Annotated in this window: 17 protein-coding genes; 8 read left to right on the plus strand and 9 right to left on the minus strand. The window is 68.1% G+C overall.

The window, feature by feature from the left end; genetic code table 11:
• Window positions 1-132 precede the first annotated feature (132 nt).
• From AC3RCC_RS12640 to AC3RCC_RS12660, 5 genes are all read left to right on the plus strand, one after another.
• Window positions 133-1,398: a hemolysin family protein gene (locus AC3RCC_RS12640; RefSeq protein ID WP_291647509.1), complete on the plus strand. Its 1,266-nt coding sequence runs from the start codon at window positions 133-135 to the stop codon at window positions 1,396-1,398.
• Between the two features lie 255 nt (window positions 1,399-1,653).
• The gene (locus AC3RCC_RS12645; protein WP_452118877.1) at window positions 1,654-2,484 is read left to right on the plus strand and encodes a chromate resistance protein ChrB domain-containing protein; all 831 of its coding nucleotides are present in this window, start codon (window positions 1,654-1,656) and stop codon (window positions 2,482-2,484) included.
• Window positions 2,481-3,881 carry a chromate efflux transporter gene (gene chrA / locus AC3RCC_RS12650; RefSeq protein WP_492258611.1) on the plus strand — a complete coding sequence of 467 codons (1,401 nt, stop codon included), beginning with the start codon at window positions 2,481-2,483 and terminating at the stop codon, window positions 3,879-3,881. Before AC3RCC_RS12645 ends, chrA begins: the two co-directional genes overlap by 4 nt.
• Window position 3,882: 1 nt before the next feature.
• Complete coding sequence (locus AC3RCC_RS12655; RefSeq protein ID WP_492258612.1) at window positions 3,883-4,254, plus strand: hypothetical protein; 372 nt, start codon at window positions 3,883-3,885, stop codon at window positions 4,252-4,254.
• 95 nt (window positions 4,255-4,349) lie between these two features.
• A complete protein-coding gene (locus AC3RCC_RS12660; protein WP_492258613.1) occupies window positions 4,350-4,982 on the plus strand; it encodes a pyridoxamine 5'-phosphate oxidase family protein in 633 nt (210 codons plus the stop codon).
• A gap of 3 nt (window positions 4,983-4,985) precedes the next feature.
• Here AC3RCC_RS12660 and AC3RCC_RS12665 read toward each other — a convergent pair whose 3' ends face one another.
• The 4 genes from AC3RCC_RS12665 to AC3RCC_RS12680 all read right to left on the minus strand — a co-directional run bounded on the left by AC3RCC_RS12665 (window position 4,986) and on the right by AC3RCC_RS12680 (window position 7,955).
• Window positions 4,986-5,297, minus strand: coding sequence for a hypothetical protein (locus tag AC3RCC_RS12665; protein ID WP_291638526.1), 312 nt, complete (start codon window positions 5,295-5,297; stop codon window positions 4,986-4,988).
• Window positions 5,298-5,370: 73 nt separating this feature from the next.
• Complete coding sequence (locus tag AC3RCC_RS12670; RefSeq protein WP_492258614.1) at window positions 5,371-6,561, minus strand: FAD-dependent monooxygenase; 1,191 nt, start codon at window positions 6,559-6,561, stop codon at window positions 5,371-5,373.
• A gap of 45 nt (window positions 6,562-6,606) precedes the next feature.
• Entirely contained in the window at window positions 6,607-6,858 is a 252-nt protein-coding gene (locus tag AC3RCC_RS12675; RefSeq protein WP_066467298.1) for a zinc-finger domain-containing protein, read from the minus strand.
• Window positions 6,859-6,974: 116 nt separating this feature from the next.
• Entirely contained in the window at window positions 6,975-7,955 is a 981-nt protein-coding gene (locus tag AC3RCC_RS12680; RefSeq protein ID WP_291638524.1) for an acetyltransferase domain-containing protein, read from the minus strand.
• Window positions 7,956-8,193: 238 nt separating this feature from the next.
• Here AC3RCC_RS12680 and AC3RCC_RS12685 point away from each other — a divergent pair, with 238 nt between their 5' ends.
• Together AC3RCC_RS12685 and cysE are read left to right on the plus strand one after the other, a co-directional pair.
• Entirely contained in the window at window positions 8,194-8,964 is a 771-nt protein-coding gene (locus AC3RCC_RS12685; RefSeq protein ID WP_492258615.1) for an alpha/beta fold hydrolase, read from the plus strand.
• A 191-nt stretch (window positions 8,965-9,155) separates the two neighbouring features.
• Window positions 9,156-10,004 (plus strand): serine O-acetyltransferase, encoded by an 849-nt coding sequence (gene cysE / locus AC3RCC_RS12690; RefSeq protein WP_291638522.1) that lies wholly within the window; start codon window positions 9,156-9,158, stop codon window positions 10,002-10,004.
• A 7-nt stretch (window positions 10,005-10,011) separates the two neighbouring features.
• Here the strand turns inward: cysE and AC3RCC_RS12695 are convergent, their stop codons facing one another.
• On the minus strand, window positions 10,012-10,893 hold the full coding sequence (locus AC3RCC_RS12695) for a LysR substrate-binding domain-containing protein (protein ID WP_492258616.1): 882 nt from the start codon (window positions 10,891-10,893) through the stop codon (window positions 10,012-10,014).
• 124 nt (window positions 10,894-11,017) lie between these two features.
• On the opposite strand from AC3RCC_RS12695, the gene glyA reads away from it, so the two are divergent.
• Complete coding sequence (glyA, locus tag AC3RCC_RS12700) at window positions 11,018-12,343, plus strand: serine hydroxymethyltransferase (protein WP_492258617.1); 1,326 nt, start codon at window positions 11,018-11,020, stop codon at window positions 12,341-12,343.
• Window positions 12,344-12,524: 181 nt separating this feature from the next.
• On the opposite strand, the gene AC3RCC_RS12705 is transcribed toward glyA, so the two are convergent.
• The 4 genes from AC3RCC_RS12705 to dctP form a co-directional block, all read right to left on the minus strand.
• On the minus strand, window positions 12,525-12,959 hold the full coding sequence (locus tag AC3RCC_RS12705; RefSeq protein WP_291638519.1) for a type II 3-dehydroquinate dehydratase: 435 nt from the start codon (window positions 12,957-12,959) through the stop codon (window positions 12,525-12,527).
• A gap of 35 nt (window positions 12,960-12,994) precedes the next feature.
• A complete protein-coding gene (locus tag AC3RCC_RS12710) occupies window positions 12,995-14,287 on the minus strand; it encodes a TRAP transporter large permease (RefSeq protein ID WP_492258618.1) in 1,293 nt (430 codons plus the stop codon).
• Entirely contained in the window at window positions 14,284-14,802 is a 519-nt protein-coding gene (locus tag AC3RCC_RS12715; protein ID WP_492258619.1) for a TRAP transporter small permease, read from the minus strand. The genes AC3RCC_RS12710 and AC3RCC_RS12715 overlap by 4 nt, the downstream gene beginning before the upstream one ends.
• A 227-nt stretch (window positions 14,803-15,029) precedes the next feature.
• The gene (gene dctP, locus AC3RCC_RS12720; protein ID WP_492258620.1) at window positions 15,030-16,019 is read right to left on the minus strand and encodes a TRAP transporter substrate-binding protein DctP; all 990 of its coding nucleotides are present in this window, start codon (window positions 16,017-16,019) and stop codon (window positions 15,030-15,032) included.
• Between the last annotated feature and the right edge of the window lie 107 nt (window positions 16,020-16,126).

The following is a 16,126-nucleotide window of genomic DNA, read 5'->3' on the forward strand; positions in this document are numbered from 1 at the left end:
GTAAAGTTCGGCATAGGGCCCTACGAAAAACCGGTACCCACTTCTTCGCGCGATGCTCTATAAGCGCCAGCGAAGCAGGACGATAGCGAGTGCGGCCCTGCAGCCTTCGAGCTGGTGTTGTTAACCGAGATTTTGATCGTCGTCGTCCTCACCGTCATCAACGGTGTGCTCGCCATGTCGGAACTCGCGGTCGTCTCATCCAGACCAGCAAGGCTCAAAGTCCTCAGCGATCAGGGTAGCCGCGGCGCGGCGACGGCGCAGCGCCTGGCCGACAATCCCGGCCGCTTCCTCTCCACCGTCCAGATCGGCATCACCCTGGTTGGTGTGCTTTCCGGCGCCTTTTCGGGGGCGACGCTCGGCACCCGTCTCGCCGACTGGCTGCGCGACGAGCAGGGCTTCTCCAGCGCCGTCGCGGACGGCGTCGGCGTCGGCACGGTCGTCGTCGCGATCACCTATCTCTCGCTGATCATCGGCGAACTCGTGCCGAAGCAGATCGCGCTGCGTGATCCGGAACGGGTCGCCGCGCGGGTCGCGCCGGTGATGGCGCTGCTCGCCAAGATCGGCTCGCCGCTGGTCTGGCTGCTCGACGTCTCCGGCAAGACCGTCCTCGCTCTGCTCGGCCAGAAGGGCGAGTCGGAGGAGAAGGTCACCGAGGAGGAGGTCCGTACCATCATCGCCGAGGCCGAGACGGCCGGCGTGCTGGAGCGCGACGAGCGCGAGATGATCTCCGGCGTGATGCGCCTCGCCGACCGTTCGGCGCGGGCGCTGATGACGCCGCGGCGCGAGGTCGAGCATCTCGACCTCGCCGACAGCCCGGCGGAGATCAGGGCGCAGTTGCGCGCCACGCGGCGCTCGCGCCTGCCGGTGCAGGATGGCGAGGCGGATGCGATCATCGGCGTCGTCACGGTCAAGGACATGTTCGATGCCTTTTCCGACGGCGACGGGCGCGAATTGCGCAGCATGGTCCAGCAGATCCCGGTGGTGCTCGACACGACCGGCGCGCTCGACGTGCTGCGGGCGATCCGCGCCTCGCCGGTGCATATGGCGCTGGTCTTCGACGAGTACGGCCATTTCGAGGGGATCATCACCTCCAGCGACGTGCTCGAGGCGATCACCGGCGCCTTCCAGGAGGAGGACGACAGCGAGCCGGCCCTGGTGACGCGCGCCGACGGCTCCTATCTCGTCGCCGGCTGGATGCAGGTCGACGAGTTCTCGCACGAGCTCGGCATCCATGTGCCGCGCGATGCCGATTACCAGACGGTCGCCGGTTTCGTGCTGGCGGAGATGAACCGGCTGCCCAATGTCGGGGAGAGCTTCGAGAAGGGCCATTGGCGCTTCGAGGTGGTCGATCTCGACGGCCGCCGCATCGACAAGATCCTGGTCAGCCGGATCGATTGAGCGGCGTCTGCCAGCGCTCGATTCTCCGTCGCGGTCGGGCTTGTCCCGACCATCCACGCCCTCCCTCGGACAGCTTGGTCTCCAAGGCATGGATCCTCGCCACAAGGGCGAGCATGACGGCGGTTGTCTCATGAAACCGCCGTTGACGCTCCCCCGACGCCATGGTCTAAATTCCGCAGGGGTTCATTCGCGACGACCCCGTGAGGCGTCAGCCCAAGGATCGCGTCCAGTCTCCTAGCTTCCGGGAGGGACGCCATGTCTTCCAATATCCAGATCAGCGCTGCCCAATTGTCACGGCTCGTCGGCCTGCCCGATGCGCCGGTGCTCGTCGATGTCCGCACCGCGGAGGATTTCGCCGCCGATCCACGGCTGCTGCCGGCCGCGCAGCGCCGGAGCCATGAGGACGTCGCCGGCTGGGCCAATGTCTTCGCCGGCCACAAGCTCGTGATCTGCTGCCAGCGCGGGCAAAAGCTCAGCGAAGGCGTCGCGGCCTGGCTGCGGCATGAGGGGATCGCCGCCGAAACGCTGACCGGCGGCTTCGAGGCCTGGCGCGAGGCCGGCCTGCCGCTGGTCGATGTCGGCCGGCTGCCGGCCCGCGACGGTGCCGGGCGCACCGTCTGGGTGACGCGGGCGCGGCCCAAGGTCGACCGCATCGCCTGTCCCTGGCTGATCCGCCGCTTCGTCGACCCCGCGGCCGTCTTCCTGTTCGTGACGCCGTCGGAAGTCGCTGCGGTGGCCGAGCGCTTCGGCGCGACGCCCTTCGACATAGACGGCGTGTTCTGGAGCCATCGCGGCGAGCGCTGCAGCTTCGACACCATGATCGCGGAGCTCGGCCTGTCGACTCCGGCGCTCGACCGGCTCGCGGCGATCGTGCGGGCGGCTGACACCGCCCGGCTCGACGACGTGCCGCAGGCGGCCGGATTTCTAGCCGCGTCGCTCGGATTGTCGCGGATGTTTCGCGATGATCTGGCACAGCTCGAGGCCGGCATGCTGCTCTACGACGCCTTCTATCGCTGGTGCCGCGATGCCACAGAGGAAACCCATAACTGGCCATCCGTGCCGGCAGGGGCGGAGGCAAGGCCATGACGACGGCGACCGATGATGCAAGCAGGGCCGCTGCTGCCGAAATCCCCTCGCTCGGCGAGGCGACGCGGGTCTGGCTGAAGATCGGGCTGCTCTCCTTCGGCGGCCCGGCCGGCCAGATCGCACTGATGCACAAGGAGCTGGTCGAGGAGCGCCGCTGGATCGGCGAGCGGCGTTTCCTGCACGCGCTCAACTACTGCATGCTGCTGCCCGGACCGGAGGCGCAGCAGCTCGCCATCTATGTCGGTTGGCTGCTGCATCGCACGGCGGGCGGGCTGATCGCAGGGCTGCTCTTCATCCTGCCCGGCGCGCTGGTGATGCTGGGCCTCTCCCTGCTCTATGTGCTCTATCGCAGCGTACCGGTGGTCGATGCGCTGTTCTTCGGCGTCAAGGCCGCGGTTCTCGCCGTGGTGATCGAGGCCGGACTCAGGATCAGCCGCCGGGCGCTGAAGAACCGGGCGATGGTCGCGATCGCGGTCGCGGCCTTCCTCGCGCTCTTCCTGTTCAAGCTGCCGTTTCCGCTGGTGATCCTCTGCGCCGGACTGACCGGCTGGCTCGGCAGCCTCTATGCGCCGGCGCTGTTCGAGGCCGGCGGCCATGCCGGCAAGGGCGGCGCGCACGAGTTCAAGGGCGTCGTCGACCTGATGTTCGAGCGCGGCGAGCTGGAGCACGCTAAGCCTTCAAGCGGCCGGGCCTTACGCACGCTGGCGCTCTGGCTGCCGCTCTGGCTCGGCCCGGTGGCGCTGCTCTGGCTCTTGGCCGGCGGGGGGAATGTCTTCACCCAGATCGGCAGCTTCTTCAGCGCCATGGCGGTGGTCACCTTCGGCGGCGCCTATGCGGTGCTGGCCTATGTCGCGCAGGCGGCGGTCGAGGGCTATGGCTGGCTCGTCGCCGGCGAGATGGTCGATGGGCTCGGCCTCGCCGAGACGACGCCGGGGCCGCTGATCCTGGTGCTGCAATTCGTCGGCTTCCTCGCCGCCTGGCGGGTGCCGGGCGGGCTCGATCCGCTTCTCGCCGGCAGCCTCGGCGCCCTGCTGACGCTCTGGGTGACCTTCGCGCCCTGCTTCCTCTGGATCTTCCTGGGCGCGCCCTATGTCGAGGCGCTGCGCGGCAACCGGGTGCTCTCGGCCTCGCTGACCGCGATCACCGCGGCGGTGGTCGGCGTGATCATGAATCTCGCGCTCTGGTTCGGGCTGCACGTGCTGTTCGGCACGGTGAAGCCGGTCAGCTTCGGGCCGCTCGTGCCCGACCTGCCGGTGTTTTCGACGCTGGACTGGCGGGCGGCGCTGCTCGCCGCCGGTGCGATGCTGGCCATGCTGCGCTTCAAGCTGGGGATGATGACGGTGCTCGCCGGCTGTGCAGCGGCAGGCGTCCTCATCATCCGGCTGACGGGAGGTTGAGATGGGCGCGAAGGCGAGGAGGGCAGGTCTGGCTGTGCTGGCCGCAGCCTGCCTCGGGACCCAGGGGCTGGCGCAGCAGTCGGGCGCCAAGCGCATCCGCGGCACGGCGATCGAGCGGCTGCTGGCGGACAAGGAGTACAGCGACGGCGTCCATTGGCGTTACAGCTTCCGACCCGACGGCAGCGTCACCGCGTATGCCATGAGCCGGCGCCAGGAGATGCGCTGGCGAGTCAAAGACGACGGCCTCCTGTGCTGGCGAAACGAGGTGGAGGAGGATTGTTTCGAGGTCTGGATATTGGGGACTTCGGTGCAGTTGCTGCCACAGGGAATCGGGACGCCGTTCGAGGGGACCGTATCGCCGCAGTCGCCGTGACCGGATTGTTCCGACTTTTGGAATTTTGAACTGCTGGTGCCGGTGATTGTGGCAGGGCGGTGAAGAGGTCATCTCAGGGACCGGAGGCCCGCAGGATGACCCATCGTTTTCTCGAGATCGCGACCACGCCCGCCGTCCGGGCGGCCCAGGAGGCACAGGGCAGCCGCCGGGCCTATGCGCGGCAGGAGGAGGGCGCGCCGCATCACGACCGGCTCGGCGACAGCGAGGCGGCCTTCATCGCCGCCCGCGACTCCTTCTACATGGCGAGCGTCTCGGAAACCGGCTGGCCCTATCTGCAGCATCGCGGCGGCCCGCCGGGCTTTCTGCGCGTGCTCGACGAGGCGACGCTGGGCTTCGCCGATCTCAGGGGCAACCGGCAATATCTCAGCCTCGGCAATCTCAGCGCCGATGACCGCATCTGCCTGTTCCTGATGGATTACGGTCGCCAGGCCCGGCTGAAGATCTTCGGGCATGCCCGCTTCCACGATCTCGCGGCGGAGCCGGAACTAGCGCGGCGGCTGATCGTGCCGGGCTACCGGGCCGTGCCGGAGCGCGGCATGACGATCGAGGTCGAGGGCTTCGACTGGAACTGCCCGCAGCACATCACGCCGCGCTTCAGCGAGGCGGAGCTGGGGCCGGCGCTGGCGCCGGTACGGCAGCGGCTGGAAGAGCTCGAAGCCGAGAATGCCCGGCTGCGGGCGGAGCTGGCCGGGCGCGTCCGGAGCTAGTGGTCAGCGCCGCTCGTTCGTCTCGATGACCCGGTATTCGGCGTCGACAATCTCGCCCTGCGCAGCGCCTTGCTGGGGCTGGCCGAAGGGGTTCTGCGGATCGATGCCGGCGGCGCGCATGCGCCGGCGCATCTGCCAGGCGGCGACGGCGCCGCCGATCAGCACCACCGGGATCAGGACCAAGGCGAGGCTGGCCGCCACCAGGAAGAGCAGTACGCCGAGCGCGAAGGCGCCGGCCATGATGAGATAGCTCGCCCAGCGCGGCAGCCGGGCCGTGCTCTGGTTGAGGCGGCTGTTCAGGTCGATGCGGATCATGGCTCGTCGTTCGTTCAGTTGGCGCTAATCTAGGAAGCCAATGCGGCGTTGACGAGGGTGCCGCCCCGATTTTTCAGCCCGGGAGCGGCCAGTCATAGACCCAGGCATAGCGCTGGCGCAGACCTTCGGGGCCGAGCCGGCGCAGCACGAGGTCGCGGGCAAAGCTCCAGGGGCGGCCGAGATGATAGGAGCGGGCATTGTCGCGGCTCGCCTGCTGGACGCGCGTCGCACGGGTCTGCCGCGCGGCGGCATAGGCGGTGAAGGCGGCCGGAACCGAGGCGGCGCCCCCGGCCTGCAAACCGTTTGCCAGTTCATGCGCCAGGACGGCGGCATCCTCGATGGCGAGCGCAGCGCCCTGGGCGAGGAAGGGCAGGACCGGGTGGGCTGCGTCGCCGAGCAGGGCGATCCGGCCCTTCGCCATTGCCGCCGGCTCGCGATCATAGAGCGACCAGACCTGCCAGCCGGGCGCGGCCTCGATCAGATGGCGCAGCGCGATCGGGGCGCCGCTGGCGATGCCGGTCAGGTCGCGTGCGTCGCCATCGCGCGACCAGCCGGGGCGGGCCTCGCGCGCGGCGCGGATCAGGACGAGATTGATCTCCTTGCCGGCGGAAACGGGATAGTGGACCGCATGGCGGGCGCTGCCGAGACGCAAGGAAATGGTGGGCTGGCGCAATTCGGAGGGCACTTCGGCCGAGGGAATCAGCGTCCGCCAGGCTTCCCAGCCGGTGAAGCGTGGCGGGCGCGTATCGCCCGTGAGCTCGCGGGCGCGCGACCAGAGCCCGTCGGCGCCGATCAGGCCCATGGCCTCGATGGTCTCGGTCTGGCCGCTTTCGCTGGCGAGCGTCACGGTCAGGCCGGCTGCGGTCTCGGTACAGTCGAGCAGCCCGCGGCCGATCAGCCAGCGGATATTCGGCAGGGTGCGGGCGGCATCGAGCAGGATCTGGTGGAGATCGGCCCGCTTCAGCGCCCGCGAGGGCGTCGCGCCCGGCGCCGGCGGCGCATAGGGCATCCGCAGCAATGGCGCCTCGCCCTGCCAGCGGCTGATCGCCAGCGCTTCGGGCCGGACGGCGACCCGGCGCAGGGCGATGCCGAGGTCGAGCGCCTCGAGCACCCGGCCGGCATTGGGCGAGATCTGGATGCCGGCGCCGGCCTCGGCGAATCTGGTGCGCTTTTCGGCGATGGCGACGGGAATGCCGCGGCGCGCCAGCGCAATGGCCGCAGTGAGCCCGCCAATGCCGGCGCCGGCGATCAGGATCGGAAACATGGCTTTCAGCCGTCTATGTCCCGCCGTGCCCCGGCGGGAAGCGCCTCAAGCCGCCTTGGGGGCGTCGTGGTACTCGCATTCCGCCGGCTTGCCGTGACCGGCGCCGAGCGAAGGCTCGTATTTGAACAGCGTCGAGCAATACGGGCAGATGATCTCGTCATCCGAGCCCATGTCGAGGAAGACATGCGGATGGTCGAAGGGCGGCTTGGCGCCGATGCACATCAGCTCGCGCGCGCCGACATGGATGACGGCGACGCCGGGGTCGTTGTGGAAATGCGGGGTGCCGTGGTCGGCCATGGTCGCTCTCTGTCGTCTCGATTTGCGGCGCAGGATAGTCGCTCGCCTGCGGGCGCGCCAGTGCGCCGCGGCGATGGCTCCATAATCTCAGAGCATTGCCCGCCGCCTTTCCGGCCTCAGCGAGCCCGGGCGCAGGCCATGCCGATGGCGCGGGCGCGCTCGGTCTGCTCCGGGGTGAGGGCGTCGGCGAGCACGCGGCTCCAGAGCTCATCGCGCTTCAACCCCTCCATCGAGCAGGAGCAGACGCGCTCGCAGGCCTCCTTGGGCGTTCCGGTCGCGACGCAGCTGCGCTGGCAGGCGCTGAGGAAGGGGACGGCCTCGGCGTCGGGCAGCTTCGGCCCGGAGAGCTGCATGAAGAGCATCAGCGCGCCGATGAACAGCGGCTGGTGCACGAGGTAGACGATGAGGCTGTTGCGGCCGCCGAGCGCGACGAGGCGAGCCGGGGCCGATCTGGCACGCCAGAGCGCCCAGTCGCCCTCGGGCGCCCTGGCCAGAGCGAGCTTGCCCAGCGCCATGCCGGCGAGCACGCAGGCGAACCAGGGAAAGAGCGGCACGAAATCGGCAGTGTAGGGCCAGGGGCCGAAGCCGAGCCAGGACAGCCATTCGCTCTCGAAGACCTCGCCGCCAAGGATGAAGGGCAGGGCGAACCAGGCCGCCGCGACCAGCGCCAGAGCCAGGGCTGGCAGCCGCAGGAACGGCAGGGCCAGCAGGCTCGCCAGCGCGATATGGTGCAGGATGCCGAAGAAGATGAAGTTCTCGGGGATCGCGAACCAGGTGCCGATCGTGACCAAAAGCGCGGCGCCGGCGACCATGGCGAAGCGTTTCGCATAGGCCTTCCGGTTCAGGCCGTTCCGTGTCGCCAGGATCAGGCTGAAGCCGACGATCGCGAGGAAGGAACCGGCGATCAGGCGGGCGAAGAGGCGCCAACCGGGATCGGAGACGACATCGACGCGGATCAGCCGGAAGAAGGAGAGATCATAGGCGAAATGGTAGACGAACATGGCGAGCAGGGCGATGCCGCGCGCCAGGTCGAGCAGTTCGATGCGGCCTCGGGCCGGGGCGGAGGTCTTGGCCGAGGCCGTGGCTTGCTCGCTCATGGGCTGAACTCTTAGGCGGTGAGCAGGGGCTGGGGAAGGGGCGTGTACCGGCGGCGCTTAGCTTGTTCAGGTCGTTCCGGCTCTGCGCTTCACTCCGGCCGGGACGACTCCAAGCGATGAGGGCGGGCGCGCGGCAGGGACGCCGCTGCATGCTGCCATGCCGATGGGCGCGGCTACCAAAACCCGCCCCGCCATGGCACAGCAGACGCAACAGTTTTCCAAAGAGCGGCGCGACGACATGCAGCGATTCGATTCCGACGGCGTCAGCCTCGCCTATCTCGACCTCGCCCCGACCGTCGAAGGTGGCTCGGGCGATCCCATCGTGCTGGTGCACGGCTTCGGCTCGAGCCACATGGTCAACTGGGTCAACACCCAGTGGAGCAAGACGCTGACCCATGCCGGCTACCGGGTGGTGCTGCTCGACAATCGCGGCCATGGCCAGAGCCAGAAGCTCTACGATCCCGCTGCCTACAACTCGAACATCATGGCCGAGGATGTGCGCCGGCTGATGGACCATCTGCGCATCGAGCGGGCCGATGTGATGGGCTATTCGATGGGCGCGCGCATCTCGGCGCATCTGGCGCTGGCGCATCCCGATCGGCTGCGCTCGCTGTTGCTCGGCGGACTCGGCATCCATCTCGTCGAGGGCGTCGGCCTGCCGCTCGGCATCGCCGATGCGATGGAGGCGCCCTCGCTCGCCGATCTGACCGACCCGATGCAGCGCATGTTCCGGGCCTTCGCCGAGAACACCGGCAGCGACCTGCGCGCGCTCGCCGCCTGCATCCGCGGCACCCGCCAGACGCTGACCGTCGCCGAGGCCGGCGCCATCGCGGTGCCGACCCTGGTCAGCGTCGGAACCAAGGACGATGTCGCCGGTTCCGGGCCGGAGCTCGCGGCGCTGATCCCGGGCGCCGAGAGCTTCGACATCATCGGCCGCGACCATAATCTGGCGGTCGGCGACAAGACCCATAAGCAGGCGGTGCTGGAGTTCCTGTCGCGCCGGGCCTGACCTTTGGTCCGGAGAATAACCTTCTCCTGAGAGAGAATATTATTCTCCATCAATGGCTTGCATGGAGCCGTTCGCATTTCGAGTCTTGTCCTTCACGGCTTGATTCAGCTAGAAGGCAGGCCCATCTCCTTCTGCGCGACGCCGTCGTGCCGGAAAAATCGCTCATCGAGCGCACCGTAGCGGAGAACGCCATGCCATCGGGACGCCCGAACATCGAAGCCCGTGATCCCGCCACCGGGCTCGATCGGGTCGATCCCGTCTGGTCGCGGCTGCGCCGCGAGGCCGAGCAGGCGATCGCCGCCGAGCCGGCGATGACCAGCTTCATCCTTTCGACCGTGCTGAACCAGCGCAGCTTCGAGGAGGCGGTCTCGCATCGCGTCTCGGCGCGCCTCGCCCATGCGGCGGTGCCGGCCGAGCTGATCGACCAGGCCTTCGAGGAGGCGCTCGCCGCCGATTCCGAGATCGGGCAGGGCATCCGTGCCGATGTCGTCGCCGTGCTCGACCGCGATCCCGCCTGCTACCGGCTGCTCGAGCCGGTGCTCTATTTCAAGGGCTTCCACGCTTTGCAGGCCCATCGCCTGGCGCATTGGCTGCTGAAGCAGGGCCGGCGCGATTTCGCGCTCTACCTGCAGAGCCGCTCCTCCGAGGTGTTCCAGACCGACATCAATCCGGCCGCGAGGATCGGCAAGGGCATCTTCCTCGACCACGCCACCGGCCTCGTCGTCGGCGAGACCACGGTGATCGAGGACAATGTCTCGATGCTGCAGGACGTCACGCTCGGCGGCACCGGCAAGCAGGGCGGCGACCGCCATCCGAAGATCCGCAAGGGCGTGCTGATCGGCGCCGGCGCCAAGATCCTCGGCAATATCGAGGTCGGGCAATGCGCCCGCGTCGCCGCCGGCTCGGTCGTGCTGGCGGCCGTGCCGCGCAACACCACGGTGGCGGGCGTCCCGGCCAAGGTGGTCGGCGAGGCCGGCTGTGCCGAGCCCGCCCGCTCGATGGACCAGATCCTGACCAGCGATTGCGGCGGCGGCATCTGAGGCGCCGCTAGAGGCTGTTCGCCAACCATTCCATGACCCGTGCCCGCAACGGGTGTGGCTTGCTGGCCGGCGCTGGCAGGATCGTCAGCCGGTCGCCGCTTCGCATCGCATCAGCGAAAGGCGTGGCCAGCCGGCCCTGGGTCAATAGCGGCGCGATCAGGCTCGTCCGGCCGATGAGGATGCCGGAGCCGCCGAGCGCGGCGTCGAGCGCCAGCGCATAGAGCGAATAGGACGGGCCGCGGCCGGGATCGATGCCGGTCACGCCGGCATGCCTCAGCCAGCGCGCCCAGTCGCCGCGCCAGACCGCATCATGCAGCAGGGTTTTTCCGCCGAGATCGGCGGGTGTGCGCAATTGCTGCGCCAGATGCGGCGAGCAGATCGGGACCAGGCTGTCTTCGGCAAGGGCGAGGGCGCCCGGCGGCGGCTCCGCCAGATAGAACAGAGCGAGGTCGAAGGCCTCGCGCGGCCCGCTCGGTGGCGCCTCCATCGCCGAGATCGAGATCTGCAACTCCGGAAAGTCCTGCTGCAAGGCCGGCAGGCGCGGCGAAAGCCAGAGCTGGGCGATGCAGGGCAAGGCGGCGATGGCGAGCGCCCGGCCGGCATGGCTTGCGCGCAGATCGTGCACCGCGAGCGAGAGCGCCTCGAAGGCCGCGCCGAGGCGCGGCTGCGCCTCGGCGCCGGCTTCCGTCAGCGCGACGCCCTGGGGCAGACGCCGGAACAGCGGAAAGCCGAGGAACGCTTCGAGCTGCCGGACCTGCTGGGCGATGGCGCCGGGCGTGACGCCGAGTTCCTCGGCGGCGCGGGCGAAGCTGCCGAGCCGCGCTGCCGCCTCGAAAGCGCGCAGCGCGTTGAGTGGCGGCATGGGCGGGCGCGGCGGTGCGACGGGCATGGTCAGGCTTCGGCTTTCCAGGCCTAGATTTTCTAGGCCTGGAGACGACGATAACTGGTTTGCGCAGGGCGCGCCAAGCCGTTCCAATGCGGGCACGAAACACAGATTGGGGCAGGGCAGGCGGATGAGCGCGAAACTGGCGAGGCGGGACTGGGTGCCGGCGGCGAGCGAGGACTATGTCCTGCGTGTTGCCGGAGAAATCGCCGGGCAGGATCGGGCGGCGACGGAGGCGCGGCTCGCCGGGCTCATCGCCGAGAATCGGGCGATCCATGAGCGCGACTGCGTCAACCTCAACCCGGCGACCAATGTGATGAACCCGCGTGCCGAATCCGTGCTCGGCCAGGGCATGGGGGCGCGGCCCTCGCTCGGCTATCCCGGCGACAAATACGAGATGGGGCTGGAGGCGATCGAGCAGATCGAGATCGTTACCGCCGAGCTCGCCGCCGAGGTTTTTGGCGCGGGCCATGCCGAGATCCGGGTGCCTTCCGGCGCGATCGCCAATCTCTATGTCTTCATGGCGGCGGCGAAGGCGGGCGACTGCATCATCGCGCCGCCGCCTTCGATCGGCGGCCATGTCACCCATCACGGTGCCGGCGCGGCCGGTCTCTACGGTATTGTCACCTATCCGGCGCCGGTCGATGCGCAGAACTACACGGTGGACCTCGATAAGCTGCGTGCCGACGCGCTGCGGCTGAGGCCGAAGCTGATCAGCATCGGCGGCAGTCTCAACCTGTTCCAGCACCCGATCCGCGAAATCCGCGCCATCGCCGACGAGGTCGGCGCCATCGTGCTGTTCGATGCGGCGCATCTCTCCGGCATGATCGCCGGCCACGCCTGGCAGCAGCCGCTGGCCGAGGGCGCCCATGTCATGACGATGAGCACCTATAAAAGCCTGGGCGGGCCGCCTTCCGGGCTGATCGTCACCAATGACGCGGCGATCGCCAAGAAGCTCGATGCCATCGCCTATCCTGGGCTGACGGCCAATTTCGACGTGGCGAAATCGGCCTCGCTCGCGATAACGCTGATGGACTGGCAGGAATTCGGGCGCGACTACGCGCAGATGATGGCGGCGACAGCCAAGGCGCTGGCCGAGGCGCTGGTCGAGCGGCAGGTGCCGGTCTTTGCCCGCGAGCGCGGCATGACGCAGTCGCACCAGTTCGCCATCGAGGCAGCGGCCTATGGCGGCGGTCAGGCGGCGGCGAAGCGGCTGCGCGCTGCCAACATCCTGAGCTGCGGCATCGGTCTGCCGATCGCGGAAGTGCCGGGGGATGTGAACGGGCTCCGGCTCGGCACGCCGGAGATCGTGCGTTTCGGCATGAAGCCCGAGCACATGCCGGAACTCGCCGGCTACATCGCCGATGGTCTGTCGGGCGCGCGTCCGGCGGCGGCGGTGGCGCAGGAGGTCACCGCCTTCCGCAAGCGTTTCACCGACTTGCACTACATGCGCTGAGGGCTGTTGCCTTCAGGATGAGGGGACGGGCGCTGGCGGCGAGCCGATCCTGCTGGCAAACACGCCGTCGTCCCGGGCCTGCCCCGGGACCCATCGCAGTGCGCCGCGCCTTACGATGGATCCCGGCGTTCCGCTTCGCTCCAGCCGGGATGACGGGCGGTTGCCGGGAAACCGGGCAGGCTCAGCCTTCTACCAGCTCGATCGCCGAGCGGATGGCGGTGGCGTAGCCGCGGGCGCCCAGGCCGGCGATGATCGCGGTCGCGGCCAGCGAGACATAGGATTTGTGGTAGTGCGCCTCGCGGCGATGGATGTTGGAGATGTGGAGCTCGATGATCGGGCCCGGGAACATCTTCAGCGCGTCGAGGATCGCGATCGAGGTGAAGGAATAGGCGGCGGGGTTGATGATGATCGCGCTGCCTTCGTCGATCGCTTCATGGATCCAGTCGACCAGCTCGTATTCGCGGTTGCTCTGCCGGAACTCGACCGGCCAGGCGCCGGCCGTCTCGCGGCACATGGTCTCGACCTCGGCGAGCGTGGTCTTGCCGTAGATATCCGGCTCGCGCTTGCCCAGGCGGTTGAGGTTCGGCCCGTTCAGGACATAGATCGGCTTGTTCACGGCAGCACCTGTTCGTGGTTTCCGTTCGTCCGGGTTCAGCCCTGGTAACCCATCAGCCGGGGCAGCCAGAGCACGAGCTCGGGAATGAAGGTGATGAGGGCCAGCGCCAGCAGCATCGCCCCGAGGAAGGGCATGCACTCGCGGACGATGTCGCGCAGCGGGACGCCGGTGATGTTGGTCATGACGAAGAGCAGCAGGCCATAGGGCGGAGTGATCAGCCCGAGCATGATGTTGACCACCACGACGACGCCGAAATGCACCATGTCGATGCCGAGCGCCTTGGCGGTCGGGATCAAGACCGGCACGACGATCAGCAGAATCGCGGTGCCTTCGAGCAGGCAGCCCAGGACCAGCAGGATCAGGTTGACCAGGATCAGGAAGCCGATCGGCGAAAGATCCCAGCCGGAGAGGAAGACCTTCAGGCTCTCCGGGATGTTCTCGATGGTGACGACGTAGTTGAAGACCAGCGCGCCGGCGATCAGCATGCCGATCGAGGCGGTGGTGCGGGCGCTGTAGGCGAGCGAGGCGTAGAAGGCGCGCAGCGAGACGCTGCGATAGAGCAGCACCGAGATCGCCAGCGCATAGGCGGCGGCAACCGCCGCGGCCTCGGTCGGCGTCGTCGCGCCGCCATAGATGCCGCCGAGCAGGACGACCGGCATCATCAGCGCCGGGAAGGCACGCCAGGTGATGCCGGGGAGCTCGCGCAACGGCACCGGAGCCTCGACCGGGAAATTGCGGCGGCGCGCGGTGGCGCCGATCAGGCTCATCTGCGCCAGGGCCATCAGCAGGCCGGGCACCACGCCGCCGAGGAAGAGGAAGCCGATCGAGGCATCCGAAACCAGAGCGTAGAGCACCATCGGGATCGAGGGCGGGATGATCGGCCCGATGACGGCCGTGACCGCCGTCAGCGCCGCGGCGAAGCTCGGCGGGTACTTGCCGTCCTTGGTCATCATCGCCTGCATCATCCGGCCGGTTCCGGCGGCGTCGGCGATGGCGGAGCCGGACATGCCGGCGAAGATCACGCTCTGGACGACGTTGACCTGGGCGAGGCCGCCGCGGAAACGGCCGACCAGCGCATCGCAGAAGCGCAGCAGACGCTCGGTCATGCTGCCGATGTTCATCAGCTCGGCCGCCAGGATGAAGAGCGGCACGGCGAGGATGACGTAGTTGGTGTACATGCCGTTGAGCAATTGCTCGGCGGCGATGGAGAGATCCTGGCCGGCGAGCAGCAGATAGAAGATCGAGCCGGCGATCATGGCATGGCCGATCGGCAGGCCGAGCAGCGACAGGGCGACGATCGTCGCGATGCAGAGGGCGAAGGGGCTCATACGCCGGAGCCCGCCTTGGTCGGGTCGAAGGCCTCCGGCGCCTTGCCGCGCAGCGCCCGTGCGCAAAGCCAGAGATAGCGGGCGATCGCGGCGACCGCGAAGGCGAGGTAGATCGAATAGACCCAGTTGAAGGGCAGCTTCAGATAGGCCGTGCGCTCGACCTTCATGAAGGAGACGTAGTCCGCCATGGCCGGCAGCGAGATCGTGTAGAGCACGATCAGGGGCACGGCGGTGAGCACCGCCATGACGCGCCGGGCCTTGGGGCCGACCGCGCCATAGATGATGTCGAAGCGGATCTCGTCGCTCTCGCGGGTGACGAAGGCGGCCCCGAACAGCACCAGCCAGAGCCAGAGCAGAACGCTGATCTCATGCGTCCAGCCGATCGGCAGGTTGAAGACGTAGCGGAAGACGATCTGCACCAGGAACACGGCGAACATCGCGCCGAGCATCAGCACGAGAACATTCTCGGCGCGGCGCGCCAGCCAGGCTCCGAGCGGTTTCAGCGAGCGCAGCATCGGTCCTCCCGTTAAATTCGGCGCGCCGACCCCTCAATCGGCGGGCCGCGCCGGCCTCGAAGGGCCGGCGCTGAAACTGGATCGCCCGGCGCGCCGGCCGAAGGCGGCTGATGACGGAGCCCGTGCCGGTCGGCCCGCAGGGCAGGCTGACCGGATGATGCGTTCCCTATCGATGGTTCAAAAGGCGGAGCTGCCGGCCGGACCGCCCCGACCCGGCCGGGACGGCTCTAAAGCGCGTTGATCTTTTCAAGCATGCCCGGCGTCCAGCCTTTGGCGAGGTCGGAGGCGAGGTATTTCTGCTGGGCGAAGTCGCGGAAGGCCTTGAGATCGGGCGTGTAGACCTCAAGCCCCTGCTTCTTGAAGAAGTCGACGAGCTCGACCTCCTTGGCGAGGTGCTCCTTGGTGCTCCAGTCGATCGCGGCATCGGCGGCGGCCTGGAAGGCGGCCTGCTTCTTGGCATCCATGCCGTCCCAGACGCGTTTGGTGACGCAGAGCAGGTCAAAGCCGACGAGATGCGAAGTCAGCACGATCTGCGAGGAGACCTCGTAGAACTTCATGTTCTGGACGTTGGGCAGCGGATTGTCCTGGCCGTCGATCGCGCCGCTTTGCAGGCCGGTATAGACCTCGGCATAGGCCATCGGCGTCGGATTGGCGCCGAGAGACTGACCGAGGAACTGCCAGGCGTCGCCGCCCGGCATGCGCAGCTTGATGCCGGCCATGTCGGCGGGGGTGTTGATCTTCTTCTTCGGCTTCAGGCCGACCTGGCGAGCGCCGAAATAGGTCGGGCCGAGGATTTTGATGTTGAGCTTGTCCTCGGCCATCTTCTTGAGCTCGGCGCCGACCGGGCTGGCGAAGACCTTCTTGAGATGGTCGGCGTCGCGGAAGAGATAGGCGGAGGTGACGATCGACCAGGCCGGGATCTGGTTCGAGACGTCCTGCGGCGCGATGTTCCCCATTTCGAGGTTGTTGCGCTGCATCGCGACCAGCTCGGTGCCCTGCTTGAACAGGTTGCCGCCGTAATAGGGCTGGAGCGTGAAGTCCTCTTTGATGGCCTCGCCGAACTTCTTCATCATCTCGGCGCGGATGTCCTGCTCGGAGAACACCGCGGAGAAGCGCAGATTGGGCTTGGCCTGGGCCATGGCCGCGCCGGTGAGGCCCATCGTCGCCGCAGCGGCGCCGCCGGCGAGCAAGGCGCGCCTGTCGATCCTGAATGTCATGCCGATCCCTCCCTCATGGCGGCTTATCGCTCCGCCTATTGCCGGCACTATCGCCAGAGGTTGGAAACTGCGCAACCTCGATTTTCGCTTTCGTATGAGATTTTCGG

It is taken from the genome of Allobosea sp. GW823-FHT01F03, assembly GCF_058798075.1.